We start from the raw sequence: 23523 nt of genomic DNA, 5'->3' as shown, positions 1-23523 counted from the left end.
CCATGACCAATCTAAGTAAATCCTTTCATGCTACCGATTTGCGCAAAACCGTGCTGGATATGGCGTATGCAGGAGCTGCAGTGCACATTGCTTGCGCCTTCTCCATTATTGAAATCCTAGCAGTTTTGTATCGTAGCCACTTACGATATCCAGATAACAAGCCCAATTCTGCATTACGTGATTACCTTGTTCTAAGTAAGGGGCATGGCGTCATGGCGCAGTATGCCTGCATGCGTGAACTAGGTTGGCTATCAGAAGATGCTTTTACTCAATATTTTTCTGATGGTAGTGATCTAAAAGGCTTGTCTGATTCTCGTATTCCCGGTTTAGAGGTCACTTCGGGCTCGCTTGGTCACGGCTTCTCAGTGGGCGTCGGACTTGCTTTAGCAGCGAAATTAAAAAAGACCGATCAAAAAGTTTTTGTCCTTGTGGGTGATGGAGAAATTAATGAAGGGCCCATTTGGGAGGGTGCCTTATTTGCCGCACATCATCAGTTAAATAATTTCATGGTGATTGTGGACGAGAATGGCTTTCAGGCAATGGGGCTCACCGATGAGATTCTCAACTTGGGGTCTATTGAAGAAAAGTTTGCGAGCTTTGGGTTTGATGCCATCTCTGTTGATGGTCATGATGAGGCAGCACTTGATGCCGCCATACAAACGCTCATGCAAAGAAATCCTCATCAACCTAAGGCGCTCATTGCAAAAACCATAAAAGGCAAAGGAGTGCCTTTTATGGAAAACAATAATGCCTGGCATTACACGCGCTTAAATGACTCTAGCTTTGAAGATGCTATTGCAGCCCTCAGCAAGGATACCAAATGAGATCGGCCTTTTCCAATGCGATAGTGAAGCTAGCCAAAAATGATCCTCAAGTGTTGCTGCTCACAGGGGATCATGGTTATGCCCTGTTCGACGAGTTCCGCAAAGAGTGCCCAGACCAATATATCAATGCTGGAATTGCAGAACAGAATATGGTTGGGATGGCTGCTGGTCTTGCCAAGGCTGGATTTAAGCCTATTGTTTATGGCTTGAGCGCCTTCATCCCCATTAGGGTCCTAGAGCAAATCAAATTAGACGTAGCTCACGATGATTTGCCCGTCATATTTATTGGTGATGGTGCAGGCTTTGTGTATAGCCACCTAGGCACTAGCCACCAATCCACAGAAGATATCGCCTGCGTAAGAGTCATCCCCAATCTTTCTGTTTTCTCTCCGGCCGATGCTTTTGAGTTAACGGCCTGCATGGAGTCAGCCTATCAATCGAATTCTGCTATATACATTCGGATGGGAAAATCTGATCGCAATGCGGTGCATCCATTACCGATTTCTCTGAAAATTGGAGATTTGGTTGCAATCAAAAAAAATCTAGATTCAACCTTAGCTTTTATTGCGACTGGCTCGCTTAGTTCAACCGCATTAGCCTTAGCTAAAGCCCAATACCCTAATGCCTCAGTATGGAGTGTCCCCTATATTAAGCCAATCAACGCAGAACAAGTTATTGGTATTTGTAAGCAACATCAAAAAATCGTTACCTTTGAGGAGCACTCCATATTCGGCGGTCTGGGGTCAACGATTGTAGAAATCAGTAGCCAGTACAGTCCTAGTCATATCTTAAGAATCGGGGTTGAAGATTGCTTTTCTAAACACTGCGGATCTTATGAGTATCTACTTAAAGAGCATGGCTTAGATGAGAGTGCAATCAGCAAAAAAATTAATCGATTTCTTAAAGCAGTCTTCTAATGCGTATTGCAATACTTGGGGCTACCAGTGAAATTGCCAGGGATTTAATAAACTCTCTTAGGGTTAATAAAAAATATATCTTAAGTCTATTTTCACGAAGGCCAGCTGAATTGGTGTCTCAACTAAGATACTCCAGCCCAATAAACATCCCAGCATCCTACAGTCTTACTGAATTCTCTACCTCAATGAAATTTGACGCGATTCTTAATTTTATTGGGGCAGGTAATCCGAAGCTCATTGCTGATTTAAGTGATTCGTTTGTTGGATTAACCCAAATATATGATCAATTAGCATTGGATTATTTAAAGATTCATCCGCACTGCCGTTATATTTTTATGAGTAGCGGATCAATTTTTGGTGGTAATTTTGATAAGCCAATCGAGGCATACACCACTGTCCCAAAGTTAAATGCTGATTCAGGATCAAATCAGTGGTACCAAAATGCTAAGCTGGCAGCAGAAGTTGCACACCGAAAACTAACCGATAATCCAATTACTGACCTGCGGATTTTTAACTACTTTAGCCATACTCAAAGTATTGAATCTCAATCTCTGATGGCGAATATTGCTAAATCATTAGTGAATAAATCGATCTTAGAAGTTTCTCCAGAGCCTATTATTCGAGACTTTTTACATCCTGATGATTTTTGTAGACTAGTAACTAGCATCTTAGAGGCGCCGCCTGAAAATCGGGCTATCGATTGCTACTCTAAAGCACCTATATCCAAACATGACCTTCTAGAGGGCCTGTGTAACCAGCTTGGCCTACAATACAAATTCAGCAATGTCTCATCAACTCTGAATCCAACGGGCGTCAAATTACACTACTACTCTAACAATAGGTATGCCCAAAAACTGGGCTATGAGCCAAAATACTCATCTCTTGACGGAATTACTTTAGAGCTTAAGGTCCTACTGAAAGATATGAAATAGAGTGAAACATCCTAAGTAATAGTATTCACTAGCCGATTTACGTAATACTTAGCATCAAAAATTTCCATCTTAGGGCCTTGCAAGAATCGCTGGATAGATTCTTGATATCGTAAATATCTTTTAGCATCGATCGCTTTTAGAAAAGCATAAAGCTCTGAATTGTCACTAAAGAGTCTTCTATCAATAAAACACTCCTTCGGAATATATTCGCCTACATTATCTGCGCCCCAATATATTGGGACACATCCCGCCATCATTGCATCAAATATCTTTTCAGTGATGTAGTTTTGGAGATTTTTAGTATTCTCATAACAAAAAGCAAATTTAGAAACTGAAAAGATGCTTGTCTTGTCTTCCACTGACCCATGAAAACTTGGGAATGGTTTATATCCATAAAGTTGGGAGCGTAGCCTATCAATACGTCTGCGCAATTTTCCTACCTTGGTGAAGGCTGGGCTTGGTTTTTCCCATCCCAGCCCATACAGTTGAAAATCCTCTGGATGATACGACTCGTACCATTTGATTGTGGCTAATCGCTCTTCATATAAATCACCAGGAATTGACTTAGGGAATCGCTTGTTAGCATTAATCAAGGTGCTAAATATCGGGCGCTGATCGAATTCCTTAAATGGCAAGATCCGCAATTCATTTGGTACCATCAGCAAGGTATGGTTTGATAAATCGTTTAATTTAGGATTCCAAGAAAAAACTTGATTAAATTGCTTGCAATACTCTAAGTCTGCATTCATTACATTAATGAATGGATTTTCAAGCGAAAGCAAATATTTAGAACAAGAATGTTTCTCAAGGACTTGACCTTCAACATATATCTCAAATGAGATTGGCTTTCCGATATTGATATCAGGGGTATTAATCTCAATACCTTTATTCATAAAGGTATCTCGCAAGAGCCTCATCAGATGAGTGGAGCCATATTTATGCGCTGAGTCAACAAAAGAAAATTGGGAATTATTCCGGTGGCCTGCTGCAAAAATATTAGCGTATCTCATCATAATTTATTCGAGTAAAAATCAGAGAGTGTTTGAATTTTATAACTCATTTTTTTAATTAAGGCGGTAAAATTATTCACCATGAAATTAATATTCCATTGAGAGCAAATTAAATAATCTCTCAAAATTTTATTTCTACCAATTTTTTGAAATAGGTTGCTATCTAATAAGATTTTTTTGTATAAGAACCTACGATAGTGAATCAAAATAATCGATTCTGAGCAGATTTTGTGAGTCTTCAAAAATCTCAAAAACTTTAATCGATCGCTCAAAGATTCAGTCTTACTATCATTTGTATCATGTAATCGATAGATCATTGATGGCTCATTAATCCAAACTATGTCTCCTAATTCTGCATGCATCAACAACCATTGAACATCTCCGTATTTTCCGGCATTTAAATCAAATACCAGATGGTCTTTTTTTTGATAAACATAAGATGGTAATGGGGCAATTCCCATTTGGTGCCTTGCAAAATATCGACTACCTAAAGCAATCATATCAATTGGGCCTACATATTGCGTAGAAGCTTTAAACGCAAGACCGCAAGGTAGACCATCTGCTTGAATTATTGCGTTTGCACCATACGCAATGGCATCCGGGAAATGAGAATGCGCGCGCCAGAACAACTCCACAAAATTTGGCAACATCACATCATCATCGTGAAACAAGGCAAAATATTTTGTATCCACCTCTGAAATGCAAGCATTAAAATGCTCTAACGCAGTTAAATTGCCTGATCGCCTTACGTATTTAACCGCATTAGAAATCTCCATCACAATAGCCCCCAAGCCATCGCTTGTTGAGTTATCAGAAATGATGATTTGATAGTCTGGGCAATTTTGATGCAAAACAGATCGAATAGCTTCTTGCGCCTGCAAGTGTCGATCTCTAGTAACGATATATATCGATAATCCATTTCGTATTTTTTGTTGCATGTTCAAAGTGGCTTATCAGCAAAAATGGGGCAATTCGCTGCTGTAGCCTTTCTCATTTGAGTGGTAACTCTGCATCTCGAAATCAATCATCAACTTTACCATTAGATGAAAATCTATAGCAGATTTCCAACCAATTTTTTCTAACGCTGCTTCAGGATTCCCACAAATAGAGTGCGGTTCATATGCACGCAGCAAAGAAGGATCAGACATTACATGAGCACCCCAATCTAAATCAAGCATGCTAAATGCAGCTTCTACAATATCTCGAACACTATGGGTTTGCCCTGTACATAGGCAAATATTTGCAGGATCTTCAATAAAGGCCAATCGATGCATTGCCTCCACATACGACGGCGCATAACCCCAATCTCTCTTGACTTCTAAACTTCCAAGAATTAATTTCTCATTGCTGCCCATTTTAATTTTTACTGCAGCATCAATAATTTTTTTAAATGCGAAATTTTTATTGCGACGAGGCGATTCATGGGGAAATAAAATTGCATTAACAGCATGGATATTTTTTGCAATACGGTATGCATCGACCATGGTATGACCTAACAGTTTTGCACAACCGTAAGGGTTATAAGGCTTTACTAAAGATTTTTCACTTAAGCGAGATTGGCTATTCGGATCGAAAATTTCTGAGCTAGAAGCATTAATGAACTTAATCTGCTCATTTGTTGCGACTATTGCCTCAAGAAACCTAGTAACGATTACTCCTTGACTATGAATGGTTTCTTCTACAGACGACCATGACCTACTAACAAAAGATTGGCCCGCAAAGTTATAAATTTCATCTGGCTGAATATCATTGAGAATAGTAATGATGCTATCTAGCTCATAGGTAGAATGCTTCAAGACAAGTTGCTCACCCAAGTGCTGTATATTTTGAGTTTTAATAAGCTCGGCATCCCTGGTTAGTCCAAATACTTTATAACCTCGGCTAATAAGCCATTCAGCCATATAAGACCCATCCTGACCGCCCACCCCAGAAATCAGAGCAACCTTTTCTTGATTCACCAGGCTGTCCATCCACCATCAATCGGATAAATACCCCCCGAGCAGTAACTAGCACCCTTAGACAAAAGAAATTCTACAATCCCAGATATTTCACCTAGCTCCATCATCCGCCCTATTGGTGCATTCCTGGAATAGCGCTCGACAAAATCCTCTGGCTGATTTGCATAAACCCCACCTGGTACAACGCAGTTGACTCTAAATTTTGGTCCCGCATGTACGGCAAGATGTTTAGTTAACTGAATTACTGCAGCCTTTGAAACACCATAACCTATAAATTTTTCACCGTCGGGATACATATCCTTTCTAGGTGAACCAAGCCCATAAATCGAAGAAAAATTAATGATAGTGCCTAAATCTTGGTTTCTAATGTACTCTCGGCAAACTGATAATAGTGCAACTACATTGACATCTAATGTTTTTTTAAAAGCATCCAGATTAATACCTAAAAAATCAGTTTCTTTTCTATCAACAGTAATGCCGTCATTAATTGCAAACAAATTTACTAAATGATCTGCATGATTGTTTTTGAACCACTCTTTTACAAAATTTTCATTACACAGGTCATGTCCTAATGCGATATCAACCTCTAGAACTTTATATCCAATCGACTCTAGGGATTTAGTTACGGTTTTGCCAATCAAACCAGCTGAGCCAGTAACAATTACGGATCCTAACTGAGCGTTCATAGTTTTATTTAAAGGTTCGAATTACTTTGGACAATATTTCAGCCTTCTTCTCTGCAAGACCTAAATCCCTATAATTTGTTTTAAATTGCATTAATTTTGGCTGTAGACTCTCGGCCACAGGACAAATCCCTCTTTGATAGCTCACTGTTTTATAGATTTCGGGGCAGCGACTCTCAAATTGTCGATTTGCAACCATTGGTTCGAGATACGGGACCATCCATGCTGAGTAAATACCATCACCCCCTTGTTTTACATATTCTGCGCGAAAATCTTTCCAAGAGATGCCAACACTTTCTTGGCCCTGATAAACCGCACCTAATGTGTAATAAGAATTGGTATAGCCTTCTGGTGTAGATTGCGGAATCAAAAAATTACACTCCCGCATGACCTCAATAAACATTTCAGCACTTTTAATTCTCAAGTCAACCAAGTGCTCAACTCGCTCCAACTGAGCTAAAGCGACTGCAGATCCAAACTCACTTAGTCGATAATTCCAGCCCAAAATATCATGGCGTAAATAATCAGGATTTTGAAATACCTCTTGATTTAATCTAGTTCTACCCTCTTCTGCGCGCAAGTTCTTAAAACCATGCCCACCAATTTTTCTTGCTTTCTCAGCTAATATTTCTGAGTTAGTGGTCAAAATACCACCCTCTCCACAAGAAAGATGCTTTGTAGTTTCGAAACTCCAAGAGGACATATCGCCAAAGGTCCCTGCCATTTTTCCATGAACTGTGCTGAGCATGCATTGAGCGTTGTCTTCAATTAAAGCTACATTGTGACGATCTGCAATTTCTCTTAAACGAGGTAAGTCTGGCGGAAGACCATATAAGGAAACTGCAAGTATTGCTTTTGTCTTATTGGAGATCTTTTTTTCAACATCATCTGGGTCTATATTGAATGTATCGCGCTGTATATCGGCATATACCGGTATAGCGTTGGCATGCAACGTTGCTGTTGTGTCCATAATGACGGTCATCGCCGGAGAAATAACCTCATCACCAGGCCCAACACCAACAGCCTCTAAAGCCGCGTGCAAGGTTGCAGTGCCAGAGTTAAAGGCAACGCCATATTTCACTCCAAATTTATTGGAAAAGGCCTTTTCTAAAGTCTGTGTCCAGCCGCCACTTGTACCAGACCATGATTCGGCTTTTAGAACTTTTTCAAGATACTCAAGCTCATTACCAAGGTACTTAGATGGATTGGAATAATTTTCAGTAGTCATAATTTAATTTATTTAATAAGATGCTGATATTGGGGTTTTAAAACTAGCTGCGTTTTTTCAACTTGATTGGCAGCCCAAACATTATTAAAAAAAGAATTGATTGCAGTCACTTGTGGATTTGAATCTAAGTACTCAAGTACTTTTACTAACGGCATTTCGGGAAATTGATCATATAGCGCATCATAAACTTTGGCAAAAAAATCAAAGTCTTCTTGATAATCAAGAGTAATCCGTACATTTTTCAGCATATAAGGGCTCAATTCACCGGCCAGCTCTTCAATACTAAAAAGACCAGTCTGAGTAAAATATACCCACATCATTTCAGTATCATCGGAATCTTTAATTTCACACACCCTCTCCAATGCAGAAGTGCGAATACCATAAGTGAACGCACCAGGAATTACATGAGATGACTGTATAAAATCTGCACTGCCATTTCTAAATTGATTAAGGGCAAGATCATTAAGCTTTGGCTCACAAAATAGATCATCGCCATCTGCTGTAACAAAGTAGTCAACCCCAAACTGATGTGCTGCCCCCAGCCATCGTGAAAGCTTATCCATTACACTTCCCCGAAAAACCTTAGCCCCGCATCTATTCGCAATCTCACAAATTTGATCATCCTCGGGTAGATTCGTTGTGCAAACAATGACCAAATCGGTTGCGCTTGCTTTTTGCGCCCTCTCTATCACCCGCTCAATAGTGGACTTACCCTTAATCTCCATTAATGCTTTACCAGGCAACCTGGATGAGCCTGATCGTACAGTAACGAAAACAGCACCTTTTGTCATTCCAGGCCTCCTCAATAACCCAATATCAAATTAAACTCTATTTAAAACAGATAATACGCAAGTGCACTTCTTAATCTTAACTCCCAAATAAGTGATACAGAGATTCAAGTCCCTTAGCAAAACCGGCTCCATGATTTAAATGACCTTGCCATACTTCGATTATTTTAAGGCAATCATATTCAATAGCAGCAGCTAAAGCCGGCAAATTTTCAGGGTCGCCCTCACCAAAATGCAACCCCTCTCCATCTATTCCATTTGCATCAGCCAGATGCAAATGTTTTATATTATTTTTTAAGGTCTCAATCATCGTAAGTCGATCCATGTCACCTAAATTAGCACCCATACATAGGTGACAAATATCCATACATATTGGCATTTGATGTCTCAAAATATAATCAACATCTCTTTTATGATTCATCGCATGTAATTGAACCGATCCCCCAAAATACCAGGCAACCGGAGGAAGCCATTGGGGCATTATTAAAGCTCCCTTGTCGCGATATCCACTTAATAGCGCATTATGTTGCTCATAAAACTGCGCAAGATTTTCATGTACAACTGAAAAACTGCCAACAATTGGCACGTCTCTTCCTGTCAGATCTTGCAATGCCATTGCAAAATCAACAGTTCTCTGCAAAATGACTTTACTATCTCTGGCCTGCTCTTGATCCAAAGAAAATGGATCCATTAATTGTCGGGAATTAATATAGTCGGGGAGATGTATGCTATACAAATCACTCTTATCAAAGTCGCTGGTATTCAATGAGCTTTGCAACTCACCAAATGATAAGTGAAATTCAAAAACATTGACTGGGAATTGGGCCTTCATCAGTCCGTAATCATGGAGCCGAACTGGTAATCCAATTTTTTTACTCTTGGCAAACTCTATCGCCCCAACTGAAATTTTTGCATTCTTCTCAAATACAGATAGATTAAGCACGTCTCCAGCCTTAATAGACTTGATAGGATGGCGGCCAATATATTTACCTATCTCAGATCTATCCATACCAACTCTGGGGGAACGCAATACCAGCTGATCGTAAGTAACCAATTCATCCGGATGGATATCAACTTTTGAGTAATAAGATCTACCCAAATTCTGAAGATTTAATAACTCGCCTTGATTAGGAATCCTAGCGGCATTTCCAGCCAATATAAATTTCATATTTTCAGCAAAAAAAGTTATTCTCTTAAACTCTTCTGGTGTTGAACTCGTAGAATGATCAAGCCCAAGAGCCGACTTATCAAATGTAATATGCCGCTCAATAGTAGTTGCTCCTTTTGCCATTGCAATAAGACAAACTTCCCAATTTTCATCATGGCTGGAGTACCCAAAATCTCGCGACCATTTATTTTTAAGATAGTCTAAATAGCCTAGCTTCGCATTGAAGATTGACAGAGGATAGTTTGAAACACAATGCAAGGGGATCCATTGGCGACCCTTTAATTGGGCTAAAGCTAAATCAATCTCTACCTCTGAGTGGCAGCCAAGGGATACATAAACTGGTTTATCAAAATCAAGCAAAGAATTGATTAAAGCTGTATTGGAAAGCTCTACAGATGGAATTTTAAAAAAATCAAACCTTTCAATATCGTCAGCAAAGTCTAAGATATCCATCTGCTCAAAAAAACTAATGCCAACCTGAATATTTAGCTCATGACCCTTTTCAATGAGCTTAACGATACTTTTTGGAGAAAGATAGTTCTTCTTAATTTCATTGGAAATAATTTCATCGCCAATTTCAGAAGCTCGATCTGCATAAGCATTATCTAAGTTGCGATACTGAAACTTAACACCATTAACGCCTGAGTTAGCTGCTGCAACTAATAGCGCTTCTGCAATCTCATATTGACCATCGTGATTAATTCCAATTTCTGCAATAATATTAATATTTTTCAATCTGAGTTATTCCGTAGTAATTTACATGCTACTCTTGATTATTATCGCCTAAAAGTAAATGATAAATCGACATAGCTGGTCGTTATTTATTCATAATGCCGCTAGAAGTAAGGCCATATGGTGAGATAAAATAACCTAACACTCAAGTATCCTTGACGCCCATGATCTTCTTTCGCAAAAAAAATGATGTTAATGCACTAGAAATTCTTTTCGAGGGGGGTCTTGGCGCTCAAATTCTCCAAGCTGCCACTTTTTTTGATACGCAGCAGTCAGGTCAAATAGTCGCATCTAATTTTTCCTATTTTAAAAGCGATGAGGTAAATTTTAGTCGCAATAAACAAGGCTAAAAATTAGAGGAGGTATTTATAAAAAGGCCCTGGAACCTCGATCTATTTAATATCACTATTAATAATATTGAAAAATGCAGCAATAATTCCACAAATATCAAAAAAGTAACCGCAAGCAATGCCTTCGTTTTGGAACAAGGGATTAAGGCTCTTAAGAAAAATGAGATTAAAAAATTATTTAGTCCTCAATCTGGAAAATTAGGCGCCGATAATTCAATCATTAGTCTTGCTGAACCATTTATTTGCGTACATATGCGAAGGGGGGATTACTTAAAAGTAGCCACTCATATTATTAGCGACAATGAATTCTTAGGAATTGCAAAAAACTTTAATAGCCTTGTAAAAACTGCTTTATTTATAAGTGATTCGCCAATCGAACCAAATTTCCGAAAAAGCCTACATGGTTATTTTGAATCTACACATTTTCTCGATTCAATTGACCCCTTATACGCGCACGATCTCATGCGTAAGGCGACTATTTTAATTTGCTCTAACAGCACCTTCAGCCTAACTGCCGCATTACTAGGAGAAAATAAAATAAAAATCATTCCCAAAACTTGGTTTGATAAAAAGAATGGGGTGGAGTTACAAGAATTAATAAACTCTAATTGTGACTTTCAAGTATTAGCGTAGCACTATCTTCTTTCAGAAAATAATTCCGATATCTCTAAATTCTCCAAATCAATTACAGAGTAAGTAGATTCAACATTTAGATTTTTTATATGAACTCCTTTTTTCTCCGCAATATGACGAATGGTAAGAAGATCTCTCAGAATCTCATTTCGATCAATGTCAAAATAGGTAACGTCTGGCGCTACACCTCCATTGGCATAACCTAGTCTGTAATCCAAATCCACTCCAACAAAATAAACGGGGTTGCACCCAGCAATGATTGCCAAAGAGATTTGGTGGAGTGCAACTGTATTTCCTGTGCCATAGCGTATTTCGCTGCCAAGAAAGTTCGCCAAATACTCCTGTATGGTCAATCTACCCGGAATAATTTGATCACAACAGATTTTCTTGCGGGTTAACCTCCTCTTAAGGATCTTGTAAGGCTTAAGACGTCGCTCGCTACATGGACTCCCCTGAAAATGTCTTTGGTCATAAGGCAGTACAGGAACATCTATATTTTTTTCAATCCACGTGCGTTCGGTAACATCAGCGCTATCAGCATAGATAAGTGCTCGCAACTGATCTTGTGATTTGCCAATCTTCTTGCATTCAGTTTGTATGTTGATGTCTGCATTTGCCATTACCCAATAATCTGGAATGGTTGAATACATGTTATACCAATCATTGCATCCAAATATAATGCCATTAGCGGCCCTAAAGCTATCTAAATATGGTTTTACCTTATTTAAACTAGGTCCATGAGCAAGCACTAGCGCCGCTTTGCCAGTATGAGAATTTTCAAAATCTTTTAGAGATAGCCAGCGAAAAGTCATGTTTCTCCAATCATAACGAATAAAATATAAAACATATTTCTTGAGTTATTCACCTAGCAATACGGTCTTTGCAATCGGAATTTTTAGGATCAACCAAGAGATTAAAATACTTAACAACAACGCAGTAACGATTGGCGGAGAGATATTTAAAAAATAGTGGTGTATGACATAAATTCCTAAAGAAAGTTTGCCGCAGATGATTAGGAATGGATAGATAAGCCTAGGCTTTCTCTTAAAGATTTCATCTGTAATATCGATAGCAATCAAAATCCCACAAATTGCTACAAATGCAGAAAAAATATAGCGAATGAACGGTTCCTGAAAGAATAAATAGGAATTCGGAAGGATGTGGTCTAGGCTTGACCTGTGCCAGAAACTAACACAAAGGGCAAATATTAAGAACAGAGGCAGGCGACTCCATTTCAGTTGGATGGGATAAATACATTTATAAAACCAAATTCCAAGTACAAAATAATTGAAATAAATTTTTAATAGCCCTAAACCAGCAGCGTGCGAGCTGTAATGCTTTAAAAATAACCAAAGCAAAAAAATGCTAATAAGTTGCCATTGGCCTGACTTAATTATCTTTATAAATCGATCAGACAGTAGCCCAAACTGATTCAGCAATGCATATATGGCAGCATAGACAAGCTGAAATAGACAAAACAAAAAAACGCAGTAAAAAATACACAGCAAAAACCATAAAGAAGAATCTGGCCTACGAAACGCCAAAATTAAATCTGGAAATACGCTATTGAAACCCTTAAAAAAAATACTGTTAATGACTGTCCAGGCAAGAAATGGCAACAGAAGCCTAACGGCAACCTTGCTCATTCGAGCCTTAAAAGCTATCCACGTTCTGCGGATTCCTTCATCAATAGTATTAGGGTCATACCATAATGAAGCCACGGCCCCAGATAAAAAAACAAAAAGGGGCATATGAAAAGAGTAGATGATTCGAAACAATAAAGAATCATCAAATTTAGCTGACCCTTCTTGAATAGTGTGCCCTGCAATTACGAGAAGTATCCCGACACCCTTTGCAAGGTCTAAAAAATCATGTCTCATGAAAATTGAGGGTTTTGTATTAACTCCTTTTTGAGTCTCAAAAAATTGAGTCACCTAGACCCCCATCTCTATTTTCATTTCTCTGAAAATCTGTGTAGGCAAGATAAAGTCCGTCTTCTAATTGAACACCAGGATTCCACCCAAGATGCTTTAAGAGATTTGAGTCCATCCATTTTCGTGGCGCCCCATCAGGTTTACTTGGGTCAAAATTGATTGCTCCTTGATAACCTGTTGCTTTAGCAATAGCTTGGGCTAGCTGTGCAATGGTGATGTCACTTCCAAAACCAACATTAATATGGCTTTGCATTGGTACTGTTTGTTCGTCATAGATAGCCTTATCTAATCCCATGACAAATACTGATGCGGCAGCCATATCATCCACATACAGAAACTCCCGACGTGGAGTACCTGTACCCCAAATCACTACCTCAGGAGCATTGCTCACTTTAGCCTCATGAAATCTTCTGATTAAAGCTGGAATCACATGACTGTTTTCAGGGTGATAGTTATCGCCTGGTCCGTACAAATTAGTAGGCATTACCGAGCGGTAATCAATCCCATGGCTTTGACCGTACTGACGGTTGTAACTTTCACACATTTTGATGCCTGCAATTTTGGCAATCGCATAAGGCTCGTTCGTTGGCTCTAATTTCCCCGTGAGCAAGGCATCTTCACTCATAGGTTGGGGAGCTAACTTCGGATAGATACAGCTTGAGCCCAAAAAGAGAAGTCTTTTAATGCCACTCTTAAATGCCTGATGAATGACATTGTTTTGCACCATCAAGTTGTCATAAATAAATTCAGCAGGAAAGGCATTGTTCGCATGAATACCGCCGACCTTGGCTGCTGCTAAATACACTTGATCTGGCTTTTCTTTCTCAAAGAATGCCTGTACTGCAGCCTGATTCGTTAAATCCAGTTCAGCGTGGGTTCTCGTGACAATATTGGTGTAGCCCTGAGCTTGCAAATTGCGCACAATGGCAGAACCCACCATACCGCGATGACCAGCTACATAGATTTTTTGATTTTTTAGGTCCAAATCAGAACTCATACTTTTCTTTGGTTGATGATTTCTTTTAGTTTTCTTTACCAACCGATACTGAGTAGCCATGCTTTGCCAGCAGCGCATGCTGCTTGGCCTTCTCAAGATCACTGGCTACCATTTCTACAATCATTTGATCTAAGGTGATTTCTGGAACCCAGCCGAGTTTTGTTTTTGCTTTAGTTGGATCGCCTAAGAGGGTTTCAACTTCCGTTGGACGGTAGTAGCGCGGATCAATTTGTACGATCACATCACCTACTTTTAAAGCCGGGGCTTTGTCACCGTCAATAGAAGCAACGATCGCTTTTTCACTCTCGGCAGCACCTTCAAACTTGAGCGTAATACCCAATTGTTTAGCACTACGGATAATAAATTCACGAACAGTGAACTGTACACCTGTAGCAATGACAAAATCTTCTGGTTTATCTTGTTGAAGCATGAGCCATTGCATGCGCACATAGTCTTTAGCGTGACCCCAGTCACGCAGAGCATCAATATTGCCCATGAACAAACACTTCTCTAAGCCTTGAGCAATATTGGCCAAACCACGAGTCACTTTTCGGGTTACAAAAGTTTCGCCACGTCGCTTGGATTCATGATTAAACAATATGCCATTACACGCATAAATTCCATAAGCTTCGCGGTAATTTACTGTGATCCAGTAAGCGTACATCTTGGCGACTGCATAAGGACTACGTGGATAAAAAGGTGTAGTTTCTTTTTGTGGAATCTCTTGCACCAAACCATAGAGCTCAGAAGTAGATGCTTGATAGAAGCGAGTTTTTTTCTCTAACCCCAAAATGCGAATTGCTTCTAGCATACGAAGGGGGCCAATGGCATCGACATCAGCAGTATATTCAGGAGACTCAAAAGAGACTGCGACATGAGACTGCGCGCCCAAGTTATAAATCTCATCTGGCTGACATTCTTGAATAATACGAACTAAGTTGCTGGTGTCCGTTAAATCACCGTAATGCAAAATCAAATCTGGGTGATTAATGTGTGGATCTTGATAAATATGATCAATGCGCTCAGTATTAAAAGAAGAAGCGCGGCGCTTAATCCCATGAACAATGTAGCCCTTTTCTAGCAAGAACTCTGCTAAATAGGAACCGTCTTGGCCAGTGATGCCGGTAATCAAAGCAACTTTTTGTTTACTCATAATCTCAACTCTCTACTCTTTGCGTATTTCAATCTCTATTTGTTCTGCTATAAATTAGCTTATACCTTAGCTTCTACCATAGGTATCTTCAAATCTCACAATATCATCCTCGCCCAGATAACTGCCCGACTGGACTTCAATAATTTCTAGCGGGGTATTGCCGGGGTTGGCCAAGCGATGCTTCTGGCCTTGAGGAATATAAGTGCTTTGATTCTCTGTGAGCGTAATCACTTGATCACCATTGGTAATCTCAGCTACGCCTTTGACCACAATCCAATGCTCTGCACGGTGGTGGTGCATCTGCAAAGAAAGGCTTGCGCCAGGCTTTACTTGAATACGCTTGACTTTAAAGCGCTCACCCTCATCCACACTGTCATACCAACCCCAAGGCCGAGACACTTTGCGATGGAGGTTTTTCTCTTCCCGCTTTTGAGCCTCTAGTTGCCCAACAATATTTTTGACATCTTGACTATTTTTTCTATCAGCCACCAACACCGCATCGGCGGTTTCAACAATGATTAAATTTTCGATACCAACAGCACTAACTAAGCGACTGCTCGCATGCACTAAAGAGTTTTTTGAATTAGTAAGCAGCGTATCGCCACTAGTGACGTTTCCATCTGAATCCTGCTTGCCAACTTGCCATACAGCATCCCATGCACCTAAGTCATTCCAGCCGGCGTCTAGCTCGACCATCTGAATAGGAAAATGTGAGCCAGGGCATTTTTCAATTACAGCGTAGTCAATAGACTCACTGGGGATGGCATTGAACAGGTCTTTTTCAGGGCGAATAAAGACAGCATCGCCAGAGCTATCCATTGTTTTGGTGCTCCAAGATTTTTGAGTGGCTTCCAAGATATCAGGTCGATAAGCCTCTAAAGCAGCCAACCAAACACTCGCCTTTAATACAAACATGCCGCCATTCCAAAAGAAGCCGCCCTCTTCTAAATACTTTTTAGCAGTTTGCGCATCTGGCTTTTCGACAAAGCGCTCAACGGTATATCCGGTAGATTGATCATGACTTTTGTTGCCTTGAACTTTAATGTAGCCATAACCAGTCTCTGGTGTTTTAGGAGTGATGCCCAGAATAGCGATGGCACCCTTCTGTGCAATCTCGATTGCTTTTGCTAATGTCGCAGAAAATGCAGTGGGGTTAGTGACGGTTTGATCTGCAGGCGTTACCACCAAAATAGGATCATTACCCTGCTCTTTGGCATACAAAGCGGCAAGCGTTAATGCAGGGGCAGTATTACGGCCAGATGGTTCAAGCAATAAGGATGCAGAAACATTCTTTAGCTCACGCAATTGATCCAGCGCCAGAAAGCGATGTTCTTCATTGGTCACAATGACTGTTTGACCCAAGGAAATATTTTTGCCTTCTACCGCATGAATGCGCCCAATAGCCTCTTGAAAAAGACTTTGCTGAGCATCATTGCCAGACAGAACCAAAAACTGCTTAGGAAAACCTGAGCGAGAAAGCGGCCAGAGACGAGTTCCAGACCCTCCACAGAGAATTACGGGTAAAACTTGCGTCATGGGCAAATAGCTAACCTTTTGAATATATTCTGCAATTAACTGATATTTAAACTATTAGCTGTAGATTTTATCGCTTTATCGGGCGCCAAAACCTTTTATAAAATAGGCGCTAAAACCAATAAAAGCGCAAGATAGCGCAAGGGCAATAAAAACGTTATTAATAATTAGCCAATAGGAGCCAAAATGACCGGTAGCAATATCCCAAAAATCAACGTTCGTAACTCTGTAAATGAGTGTGCCCAGTCACTGAAAAAAGAAAATGTGGGCAAATACCAAAATTACGGCATTAAAGATTGCATCGCTTCAATCGCCGCCACTAAAATTAAATAAATTCATTGGGTGGCTTTTAGATAAAAAATAGGCCCAATTAGAGATTAATTAGGTCTATTTGGGTACTTTTTGCCAGTCAGGTTGCTATACATTCCTGCGGCGATGACTAAAAGCACTGAATCAACCATGACTGGAAAGAAGGCATAACGGTAATGCGTAACGTGCCCCAACACTGCAATTAAAGCAACGGCTGCTGCAGGTGGATGCAGGCATCGTAAGATAAACATTCCCAAGATGGATAGGCTGGCTGCAAGTGGCATGGCCAATACAGAATCCGGAATCACAATAGCGGCAGTAATGCCAATCAGAGCAGATAAAGTATTGCCAGCAATCACGGCCCATGGCTGAGCCATTGGACTCCCAGGCAAAGCAAAAACCAACAAAGCACTTGCTCCCAATGAAGCCATCAACCACTCATCAATGCCAGTCAGCTCACCCAGTAATTTGGCAATAGCGAAGACCAAAAACAAACCCAGAAGCGACCCTACGCTTGATCGAAGACGCTCGGTCCAGCTCACATAAGGCTGGTCACCCCCAAAATAAAAAGCGCAGCGTTGTATTAGGTGCTTGATGGTGCGGTTCATTTTTAATTTTCTTAAAGTCTTTAGCATTACCGATTACAACTCATCATAAAGCCTTACTGCAAATACAGGGATTTTCTATATGCAATAAAAAAGACTGCCGCAGCAGTCTTTTTAAATGAGGTAAATATTCACCTCATATATTTATTAAGCTAGCTTAAGCTTTCTTGGCCCAAGCACTGCAATGGGCTTTAGCAGCCACTTGCTTACCAGCGAATAAAGCACAACCACCTGCGGCGGAATCTGGTTTGCCTTGGTAGAGAGCGCAATTAGCGCAATTCTTGCCAGCAACGTCAGAGACTGCAATATACTTCAAAGCCTTGGCTTGTGGATCAGATTCAGCAACCATTGCTTGAGCTTGAACTTTACCGTTCAATGCCAAAGTGCAAGCACCAGCAGCGGACAAAATCATAAATTGGCGACGACTATTTTTCATGGGTTCTCCAAAAAGTAAAACGATCAGCAGTAAGAATCTCTAAAACTGTGCTGATCATAGTGGAGATGATTTGGACTTGCTAGAGTGCACATAACCCACTGATTTATATACAAATATAGATGAGAATTATTCTCACCAAATAAGTTATCCCGGAGATTAGCGCCAACCTTTTAAATTCATGCAGCCCTCCCATTGGCGGATATGCACCCCAGAGCCAGCCTCTGGATAGTCCTCTCTACATTCTTTGAGATCTTTACGAAAATTAACAGCATTATTTTTACTGGGGTCTACATTTTTATCGGGAATAGAGGCGCATGCTGCAAGCATACCCACCGACAAGATAAGATTGATGTAAAGGCGTATACGACGCACGCTAGATTACTTACGATCAATTAATGCTAAAAACTCACGACGTAGATTAGAGTCTTTTAAGAAAGCTCCACGCATCACGCTATTAATCATCTTGGAGTCACGATCTTTTACACCACGCCATTGCATGCAAAAGTGATCAGCGTCCATCACTACAGCAACACCAATTGGTTTAATCTTTTTCTCGAGCATGTCAGCCAACTCCACTACAGCCTCTTCTTGAATCTGGGGTCTACACATGACCCACTCAGTTAATCGCGAGTATTTGGATAGGCCAATTAACGCAGACTCCTTACTAGGTAGAACGCCAATCCAAATGCGGCCCATGATGGGGCACAGATGATGAGAGCATGCACTTCGTACGGTAATGGGGCCAATAATCATGAGCTCGTTTAAGCGACTCACGTTCGGAAATTTCGTCAAGGTGGGTTGCTCAACGTAACGACCATTAAATACTTCTTGCACATACATCTTGGCTACGCGCTGGCTGGTATTTCTGGTGTTGTGATCATTCTTAGTATCAATAACTAGACTCTCTAATACAGCCTGCATCTTTTCAGAAACTTCATCAACTAAACGCTCTAGCTCGCCTGGTTTAATAAAAGCAGCAATATTGTCATTTGCATGAAAGCGCGCTTTCTGCGCCTCAATACGGCGACGGATCACAACTGAGAGCGGAAGACCGGACTCGCCTCTCTTGTTGGTAGATTTTTTAACTGTCGATTTAGTAGTCACAGATTTCTTTGTGACCTTCTTAGCCGATACTGAATTGGATGTTTTTTTGGTTGCCATCTTGAGGATTATCTTATTTAGATCTGGAAAAATATTGCGACGACACAAATTAAACCCAACAACCACACGATTGATCTTGTGCTGGGCCAATTAGCGATATAACAAATTAAATATGCAATACGAGCAATGACAAAGCCAATCGCAAGTAAATCGATCCTTGCTTGCGGTGCATTATTGATGGAGGCGATGATCACTGCCGCAAAAAAGAGGGGAAGAGACTCAAAAAGGTTGGCTTGAGCAGCGTTAGCCCTGGCCCTAAAACCGGTTTGCTTAGCGAGCCATTGCCTTGGCATACTGTTGTCGTATTGATCAAAACCCTTTTTGGCGATGCCGGCTGCCACGTAGGGAAATAACCCCATGAATAAGACACAAGCATAAGCAATAGTCATTTTTTCTCCTTATCTACTGTTGGGCTCTTTAGGTTTTGTTCTTTTTTGAACCAATTCGGCTTTCTGTGCCGTTGAGTAAATTTTGGATATTGCTACGATGGCGCCAGATTAAAAGTAGGCACACCACTAACAGTGCAATACCCATTGGCTGAAAACCAAACAAAAATACAAAATACATTGGGCCAAATACGGCGGCAGCCAAAGCGGCCAAAGAGGAGTAGCGCATGAATACAGCCACAATAATCCAGGTACCAAGAGTAGCGATACCAAGGATCACATTGACGCCGAACAAAATACCGCATGCGGTAGCAACGCCTTTGCCACCTTTAAAGCCATGAAAGATTGGAAACAGATGCCCCAAGAAAACGGCAAGCACTACACCACACAGCACCCATGAACCCAAGGAAGAAGTGAGCGATTGATCGCCCAACAAAAGTCGAGCCAGCATCACCGCAAAATAACCTTTAAGAGCATCTCCAAGAAAAGTGAGTCCGGCTGCCAACTTATTGCCTGTTCGCAATACATTAGTAGCGCCCGGATTGCCAGAACCATAAGAATGTGGATCAGGTAGGTTCATGCACTTACTGACTACCACGGCAAATGAAATAGAGCCGATAAGATAGGCAATCGGAATCAACAACAGGTCTAAGGTTAAAGTCATAACGCCATCTTAAACACTTTTAGCATTCCAATCATGAACCACGTGGGTGATGCTGCTGATGAATCGATTTAAGGCGCTCTCTAGCTACGTGGGTATAAATCTGCGTAGTCGAAATGTCTGCATGACCCAGTAATAATTGCACCACCCTCAAGTCAGCACCATGATTGAGTAGGTGCGTTGCAAAAGCATGCCGAAGAGTGTGTGGTGATAGTGCAACAGGGATATTGGCAACAGTTGCATAACGCTTAATCAGAGCCCAAAAAGCTTGTCTTGTTAGGCCTGTACCAGTATGGCGCCCCACAAACACCGCATCAGTCGTTTTACCCTCAAGAAGTGGTGTACGAGCTTCTGCAAGATATCTTCTTAACCACTGCCCCGCTTCGCCACCAAAAGGCACTAAACGTTCTTTACCGCCTTTACCATTGACGACACGTACGACGCCCTCATTCAAACCCAAGGCAACCGTCTTAAGAGAAACAATTTCTGAGACACGTAAGCCAGAGGCATACATGAGTTCAAGCATTGTGCGATCACGCAAACCCAGCGGAGTTTCTATATCGGGCGCATTGAGCAAAGCAGTGACCTGATCTTCGCTCAATGTTTTAGGAAAACGCAAAGCCTGCTTTGCAGCACGCAATCCAATGCACGGATCGCTCTTGACTAAGTTGATACGTAAAGCATGACGATAAAAACGTTTGAATACGGTAAGTCGTCGATTGGCAGTAGTTGCCTTGTCTGCTCTGCGATGCGCTATGTAGGCAGTGAGATCTTTTTCTTGAACCGAATATAGATCAGCGCCAGATTGCCGATATAGCCATTGCGCCAGTAACAACAGATCCCTTCGATAAGCAGACAGACTGTTCTTTGCCAGACCGTCCTCTAGCCAGCAAGCATCGCAAAAGCGCTCTATCGCCTCTTCGCTTGCTGGGGCTATCTTGGGAGATTCATTAGTCACGGAAATTATTAAAGCCCAATGGCGCTTCGGTCACGTCTTTTTTAAGCAGGGCCATTGTTGCTTGCAGATCATCTCGCTTTGCACCAGTAACACGAACCGCATCACCCTGAATACTCGCTTGCACTTTGATTTTGCTATCTTTAATAATACGGACTACTTTTTTAGCAAGCTCTGAAGTGATGCCTTTTTGAATCTTCATGGTTTGCTTGCGCTTATCGCTACCAATAGTCTCTTTTTTATCATCTTTCAGATAACGTACATCTACGTTGCGCTTAGCCATCTTGCCAAAGAGCACATCCCGTACTTGACCCAATTTAAAGTCATCATCACCAAATAAGATGAGAGTTTCATCTTTTTGCTCTACGCGACTATCAGAACCCTTAAAGTCAAAGCGATTGCTAATCTCTTTATTGGATTGCTCAATCGCATTTTTAAGCTCAACCATGTCCGGTTCGCAAACCACGTCAAATGAAGGCATTTTTTACTCCCTATTTATTCAATTACGTAATATCTTTAATTATCTGCGCACTTGGCAAACATTCGAATAAGATTGTGGCATGAACTCTGGCCAGAATGCATCCTCACACTCAAAATCGAGCCCAAACCTCGATCTTCGGGATCGTAATACCTTTGGGTTTGATACCAGTGCAGAACTGGCCTACGAAATTACTGCTGCAGATCAAATTCCAGGGGTAATGAAAGAAATTGCCGAGAAGCAATTGACTTGGCGGGTGCTCGGTGGGGGTAGTAATGTCATCCTGCCCAAGGTTCTACCTGGCGCAACCTTACTCATGAATATCACTGGTCAGCAGATAATTGCTGCTGATGCCAGCTCAACTGTAATAGCGGTTGGCGGCGGAGTGAACTGGCATGAATTCGTTGCCTGGACCTTGGAGAACGATTTTCCAGGTCTAGAAAACCTAGCCCTTATACCGGGCACAGTTGGCGCTGCACCCATTCAGAACATTGGTGCTTATGGTGTTGAGATAGGCGAGTACATTGATTCTGTTGAAGCTTTTGATTCTAAAAGCCATGCCTTTGTCACTCTTACAAAAGATGCTTGCCAGTTTGCATATCGCGATAGCTACTTCAAGAAAAATCCCCATCGCTATATTGTGACAAAGGTCGTTTTTAAAATCCCTAAACAATGGCAAGCGTGTATTCATTACGCGGATTTAGCTAAACAGTTTTCAAAAAACTCGTCCCCAAGCCCAGAAGATATCTTTTTGGCGGTTTGTAAGATTCGCACACATAAGTTGCCTGACCCCAAGGTAATTGGTAATGCAGGTAGCTTCTTTCAAAACCCAATTGTTCCAAATGAACAATACGAGACCCTACTTCATAAATACCCAGAGTTGGTTTCATACCCAGATGCTGTAGGTAAGCGCAAGCTTGCTGCTGGCTGGTTAATTGATCAATGCGGCTTTAAGGGTCAGCGCATGGGCAATGTTGGCGTTTACGGCAATCAAGCGCTTGTCTTAGTAAATCATGGCAACGGTACAGCCCAAGATATTTTAGGTCTAGCCAAATGCATCCAAGATAAAGTCAAAAAAGAATTTGGTGTGAGCTTGGAGATTGAACCCAATATTCTCTGAAGCTCTATTCGTAATGCGTCCACATTCTCAGAATGCGAACCGTTTTCTCTTTACGAAATACCTCATATACAAGCCGATGTTGAATATTAATTCTCCGCGAATATGCTCCCTTGAAATCACCCACTAATTTCTCATACGGCGGCGGATTTTGAAAAGGATCAGCCTGAAGAATATCAAGCAAAGCTTGAGTTTTATCTCTCAATCCAGCGGCTGATATTTTTTTTGCATCCTTTAGGGAGTATTTGGAATAAGCTAAATTCCAAACTACCACTTCAATACCTTTTTACTTTTAGCTAATGGCTCAGCCATTGCATCTTTAATTGATTCGCGCATTCCTGGTATTGACATAAGATATAGAGTCTCTTGAATAGCACTCCAATCTTCTTCAGAGATTAAGACAGCATTGGCACGCTTCCCCGAAATGACCACGGGCTTATGTGACTCGGCCGTCTGATCAATTAAACGGTAAAGACCCGCCCTAGCTTCGCTTGCAGTTAATGTCGTCATTATTAAACTCCTTTTGACATATGGTACGTAAAAACGTACGTTTTGTCAAATAATGTCCATTTGCA

Annotated in this window: 28 protein-coding genes; 6 read left to right on the top strand and 22 right to left on the bottom strand. The window is 40.9% G+C overall.

What is annotated here, in order from left to right; all coding sequences use genetic code 11:
* The first annotated feature begins 2 nt into the window (after positions 1-2).
* The 3 genes from FD968_RS01640 to FD968_RS01630 are packed head-to-tail and all read left to right on the top strand — an operon-like array spanning position 3 to position 2673.
* Positions 3-824, top strand: coding sequence for a transketolase (locus FD968_RS01640; RefSeq protein ID WP_215367051.1), 822 nt, complete (start codon positions 3-5; stop codon positions 822-824).
* Entirely contained in the window at positions 821-1741 is a 921-nt protein-coding gene (locus FD968_RS01635; RefSeq protein WP_215367049.1) for a transketolase family protein, read from the top strand. The genes FD968_RS01640 and FD968_RS01635 overlap by 4 nt, the downstream gene beginning before the upstream one ends.
* Positions 1741-2673 (top strand): NAD(P)-dependent oxidoreductase, encoded by a 933-nt coding sequence (locus tag FD968_RS01630; RefSeq protein ID WP_215367047.1) that lies wholly within the window; start codon positions 1741-1743, stop codon positions 2671-2673. The genes FD968_RS01635 and FD968_RS01630 overlap by 1 nt, the downstream gene beginning before the upstream one ends.
* 11 nt (positions 2674-2684) lie before the next feature.
* On the opposite strand, the gene FD968_RS01625 is transcribed toward FD968_RS01630, so the two are convergent.
* The 7 genes from FD968_RS01625 to FD968_RS01595 all read right to left on the bottom strand — a co-directional run bounded on the left by FD968_RS01625 (position 2685) and on the right by FD968_RS01595 (position 10243).
* On the bottom strand, positions 2685-3686 hold the full coding sequence (locus FD968_RS01625) for a glycosyltransferase family 10 domain-containing protein (RefSeq protein WP_215367045.1): 1002 nt from the start codon (positions 3684-3686) through the stop codon (positions 2685-2687).
* Entirely contained in the window at positions 3683-4621 is a 939-nt protein-coding gene (locus FD968_RS01620) for a glycosyltransferase family 2 protein (RefSeq protein ID WP_215367043.1), read from the bottom strand. Before FD968_RS01620 ends, FD968_RS01625 begins: the two co-directional genes overlap by 4 nt.
* A 15-nt stretch (positions 4622-4636) precedes the next feature.
* The gene (locus FD968_RS01615) at positions 4637-5641 is read right to left on the bottom strand and encodes a GDP-mannose 4,6-dehydratase (RefSeq protein ID WP_215367041.1); all 1005 of its coding nucleotides are present in this window, start codon (positions 5639-5641) and stop codon (positions 4637-4639) included.
* Positions 5638-6327 carry an SDR family oxidoreductase gene (locus tag FD968_RS01610; protein ID WP_215367040.1) on the bottom strand — a complete coding sequence of 230 codons (690 nt, stop codon included), beginning with the start codon at positions 6325-6327 and terminating at the stop codon, positions 5638-5640. The genes FD968_RS01615 and FD968_RS01610 overlap by 4 nt, the downstream gene beginning before the upstream one ends.
* Before the next feature lie 4 nt (positions 6328-6331).
* A complete protein-coding gene (locus FD968_RS01605) occupies positions 6332-7552 on the bottom strand; it encodes a DegT/DnrJ/EryC1/StrS aminotransferase family protein (RefSeq protein ID WP_215367038.1) in 1221 nt (406 codons plus the stop codon).
* A gap of 8 nt (positions 7553-7560) precedes the next feature.
* The gene (locus FD968_RS01600) at positions 7561-8343 is read right to left on the bottom strand and encodes a cytidylyltransferase domain-containing protein (protein WP_215367036.1); all 783 of its coding nucleotides are present in this window, start codon (positions 8341-8343) and stop codon (positions 7561-7563) included.
* Positions 8344-8419: 76 nt separating this feature from the next.
* Positions 8420-10243, bottom strand: coding sequence for an N-acetylneuraminate synthase family protein (locus FD968_RS01595; protein ID WP_215367035.1), 1824 nt, complete (start codon positions 10241-10243; stop codon positions 8420-8422).
* Between the two features lie 476 nt (positions 10244-10719).
* Between FD968_RS01595 and FD968_RS01590 the strand changes: the two genes are divergently transcribed.
* The gene (locus tag FD968_RS01590; RefSeq protein WP_215367033.1) at positions 10720-11223 is read left to right on the top strand and encodes an alpha-1,2-fucosyltransferase; all 504 of its coding nucleotides are present in this window, start codon (positions 10720-10722) and stop codon (positions 11221-11223) included.
* Between the two features lie 2 nt (positions 11224-11225).
* On the opposite strand, the gene FD968_RS01585 is transcribed toward FD968_RS01590, so the two are convergent.
* The 5 genes from FD968_RS01585 to FD968_RS01565 all read right to left on the bottom strand — a co-directional run bounded on the left by FD968_RS01585 (position 11226) and on the right by FD968_RS01565 (position 16843).
* Positions 11226-12035 carry a hypothetical protein gene (locus tag FD968_RS01585; RefSeq protein ID WP_215367032.1) on the bottom strand — a complete coding sequence of 270 codons (810 nt, stop codon included), beginning with the start codon at positions 12033-12035 and terminating at the stop codon, positions 11226-11228.
* Between the two features lie 45 nt (positions 12036-12080).
* Positions 12081-13157, bottom strand: coding sequence for an acyltransferase family protein (locus tag FD968_RS01580; RefSeq protein WP_215367030.1), 1077 nt, complete (start codon positions 13155-13157; stop codon positions 12081-12083).
* Positions 13141-14154 (bottom strand): GDP-L-fucose synthase, encoded by a 1014-nt coding sequence (locus tag FD968_RS01575; protein WP_215367028.1) that lies wholly within the window; start codon positions 14152-14154, stop codon positions 13141-13143. The genes FD968_RS01580 and FD968_RS01575 overlap by 17 nt, the downstream gene beginning before the upstream one ends.
* A 25-nt stretch (positions 14155-14179) precedes the next feature.
* On the bottom strand, positions 14180-15307 hold the full coding sequence (gmd, locus tag FD968_RS01570; RefSeq protein ID WP_215367026.1) for a GDP-mannose 4,6-dehydratase: 1128 nt from the start codon (positions 15305-15307) through the stop codon (positions 14180-14182).
* Between the two features lie 66 nt (positions 15308-15373).
* Entirely contained in the window at positions 15374-16843 is a 1470-nt protein-coding gene (locus tag FD968_RS01565; protein WP_215367024.1) for a mannose-1-phosphate guanylyltransferase/mannose-6-phosphate isomerase, read from the bottom strand.
* A gap of 183 nt (positions 16844-17026) precedes the next feature.
* Between FD968_RS01565 and FD968_RS01560 the strand changes: the two genes are divergently transcribed.
* Positions 17027-17173, top strand: a complete 147-nt coding sequence (locus FD968_RS01560; protein WP_215367022.1) for a hypothetical protein — start codon at positions 17027-17029, stop codon at positions 17171-17173.
* 44 nt (positions 17174-17217) lie between these two features.
* Here FD968_RS01560 and FD968_RS01555 read toward each other — a convergent pair whose 3' ends face one another.
* The 8 genes from FD968_RS01555 to FD968_RS01520 form a co-directional block, all read right to left on the bottom strand.
* A complete protein-coding gene (locus tag FD968_RS01555; protein ID WP_215367020.1) occupies positions 17218-17757 on the bottom strand; it encodes an HPP family protein in 540 nt (179 codons plus the stop codon).
* Between the two features lie 154 nt (positions 17758-17911).
* Positions 17912-18190, bottom strand: coding sequence for a high-potential iron-sulfur protein (locus tag FD968_RS01550; protein WP_215367018.1), 279 nt, complete (start codon positions 18188-18190; stop codon positions 17912-17914).
* A 156-nt stretch (positions 18191-18346) separates the two neighbouring features.
* On the bottom strand, positions 18347-18562 hold the full coding sequence (locus tag FD968_RS01545) for a hypothetical protein (RefSeq protein WP_215368153.1): 216 nt from the start codon (positions 18560-18562) through the stop codon (positions 18347-18349).
* 6 nt (positions 18563-18568) lie between these two features.
* Positions 18569-19351, bottom strand: a complete 783-nt coding sequence (folE, locus tag FD968_RS01540) for a GTP cyclohydrolase I (protein WP_251367598.1) — start codon at positions 19349-19351, stop codon at positions 18569-18571.
* Positions 19352-19368: 17 nt separating this feature from the next.
* Positions 19369-19740 (bottom strand): MAPEG family protein, encoded by a 372-nt coding sequence (locus FD968_RS01535; RefSeq protein WP_215367016.1) that lies wholly within the window; start codon positions 19738-19740, stop codon positions 19369-19371.
* A gap of 28 nt (positions 19741-19768) precedes the next feature.
* Complete coding sequence (plsY, locus tag FD968_RS01530) at positions 19769-20401, bottom strand: glycerol-3-phosphate 1-O-acyltransferase PlsY (protein WP_215367014.1); 633 nt, start codon at positions 20399-20401, stop codon at positions 19769-19771.
* Between the two features lie 31 nt (positions 20402-20432).
* Positions 20433-21356: a site-specific tyrosine recombinase XerD gene (gene xerD / locus FD968_RS01525; RefSeq protein WP_215367012.1), complete on the bottom strand. Its 924-nt coding sequence runs from the start codon at positions 21354-21356 to the stop codon at positions 20433-20435.
* On the bottom strand, positions 21349-21834 hold the full coding sequence (locus FD968_RS01520) for a YajQ family cyclic di-GMP-binding protein (protein ID WP_068947903.1): 486 nt from the start codon (positions 21832-21834) through the stop codon (positions 21349-21351). Before FD968_RS01520 ends, xerD begins: the two co-directional genes overlap by 8 nt.
* 79 nt (positions 21835-21913) lie before the next feature.
* On the opposite strand from FD968_RS01520, the gene murB reads away from it, so the two are divergent.
* On the top strand, positions 21914-22951 hold the full coding sequence (gene murB, locus FD968_RS01515) for a UDP-N-acetylmuramate dehydrogenase (protein ID WP_215367010.1): 1038 nt from the start codon (positions 21914-21916) through the stop codon (positions 22949-22951).
* Between the two features lie 4 nt (positions 22952-22955).
* Here the strand turns inward: murB and FD968_RS01510 are convergent, their stop codons facing one another.
* Together FD968_RS01510 and FD968_RS01505 are read right to left on the bottom strand one after the other, a co-directional pair.
* Positions 22956-23222, bottom strand: coding sequence for a Txe/YoeB family addiction module toxin (locus FD968_RS01510; RefSeq protein ID WP_068947901.1), 267 nt, complete (start codon positions 23220-23222; stop codon positions 22956-22958).
* Positions 23216-23458 carry a type II toxin-antitoxin system Phd/YefM family antitoxin gene (locus FD968_RS01505; RefSeq protein ID WP_068947900.1) on the bottom strand — a complete coding sequence of 81 codons (243 nt, stop codon included), beginning with the start codon at positions 23456-23458 and terminating at the stop codon, positions 23216-23218. Before FD968_RS01505 ends, FD968_RS01510 begins: the two co-directional genes overlap by 7 nt.
* Positions 23459-23523 lie beyond the last annotated feature (65 nt).

Source organism: Polynucleobacter sp. AP-Titi-500A-B4, assembly GCF_018688095.1.
Classification (GTDB): Bacteria; Pseudomonadota; Gammaproteobacteria; order Burkholderiales; family Burkholderiaceae; genus Polynucleobacter.
Note: the sequence above shows the minus strand (reverse complement) of the source record. Positions and strands in the feature narration are given on the sequence as shown.

Excerpts from the sequence above, each read along its gene's own strand:
- FD968_RS01560 (WP_215367022.1), top strand. The coding sequence starts at position 17,027 with ATGACCGGTAGCAATATCCCAAAAATCAACGTTCGTAACTCTGTAAAT.
- FD968_RS01625 (WP_215367045.1), bottom strand. The coding sequence starts at position 3,686 with ATGATGAGATACGCTAATATTTTTGCAGCAGGCCACCGGAATAATTCC.
- FD968_RS01505 (WP_068947900.1), bottom strand. The coding sequence starts at position 23,458 with ATGACGACATTAACTGCAAGCGAAGCTAGGGCGGGTCTTTACCGTTTA.
- FD968_RS01535 (WP_215367016.1), bottom strand. The coding sequence starts at position 19,740 with ATGACTATTGCTTATGCTTGTGTCTTATTCATGGGGTTATTTCCCTAC.
- FD968_RS01550 (WP_215367018.1), bottom strand. The coding sequence starts at position 18,190 with ATGAAAAATAGTCGTCGCCAATTTATGATTTTGTCCGCTGCTGGTGCT.
- FD968_RS01610 (WP_215367040.1), bottom strand. The coding sequence starts at position 6,327 with ATGAACGCTCAGTTAGGATCCGTAATTGTTACTGGCTCAGCTGGTTTG.
- gmd (WP_215367026.1), bottom strand. The coding sequence starts at position 15,307 with ATGAGTAAACAAAAAGTTGCTTTGATTACCGGCATCACTGGCCAAGAC.
- FD968_RS01600 (WP_215367036.1), bottom strand. The coding sequence starts at position 8,343 with ATGACAAAAGGTGCTGTTTTCGTTACTGTACGATCAGGCTCATCCAGG.
- FD968_RS01605 (WP_215367038.1), bottom strand. The coding sequence starts at position 7,552 with ATGACTACTGAAAATTATTCCAATCCATCTAAGTACCTTGGTAATGAG.
- FD968_RS01620 (WP_215367043.1), bottom strand. The coding sequence starts at position 4,621 with ATGCAACAAAAAATACGAAATGGATTATCGATATATATCGTTACTAGA.
- FD968_RS01635 (WP_215367049.1), top strand. The coding sequence starts at position 821 with ATGAGATCGGCCTTTTCCAATGCGATAGTGAAGCTAGCCAAAAATGAT.
- folE (WP_251367598.1), bottom strand. The coding sequence starts at position 19,351 with ATGGCAACCAAAAAAACATCCAATTCAGTATCGGCTAAGAAGGTCACA.
- FD968_RS01575 (WP_215367028.1), bottom strand. The coding sequence starts at position 14,154 with ATGAGTTCTGATTTGGACCTAAAAAATCAAAAAATCTATGTAGCTGGT.
- FD968_RS01630 (WP_215367047.1), top strand. The coding sequence starts at position 1,741 with ATGCGTATTGCAATACTTGGGGCTACCAGTGAAATTGCCAGGGATTTA.
- FD968_RS01565 (WP_215367024.1), bottom strand. The coding sequence starts at position 16,843 with ATGACGCAAGTTTTACCCGTAATTCTCTGTGGAGGGTCTGGAACTCGT.
- FD968_RS01555 (WP_215367020.1), bottom strand. The coding sequence starts at position 17,757 with ATGAACCGCACCATCAAGCACCTAATACAACGCTGCGCTTTTTATTTT.
- FD968_RS01585 (WP_215367032.1), bottom strand. The coding sequence starts at position 12,035 with ATGACTTTTCGCTGGCTATCTCTAAAAGATTTTGAAAATTCTCATACT.
- plsY (WP_215367014.1), bottom strand. The coding sequence starts at position 20,401 with ATGACTTTAACCTTAGACCTGTTGTTGATTCCGATTGCCTATCTTATC.
- murB (WP_215367010.1), top strand. The coding sequence starts at position 21,914 with ATGAACTCTGGCCAGAATGCATCCTCACACTCAAAATCGAGCCCAAAC.
- FD968_RS01520 (WP_068947903.1), bottom strand. The coding sequence starts at position 21,834 with ATGCCTTCATTTGACGTGGTTTGCGAACCGGACATGGTTGAGCTTAAA.
- FD968_RS01640 (WP_215367051.1), top strand. The coding sequence starts at position 3 with ATGACCAATCTAAGTAAATCCTTTCATGCTACCGATTTGCGCAAAACC.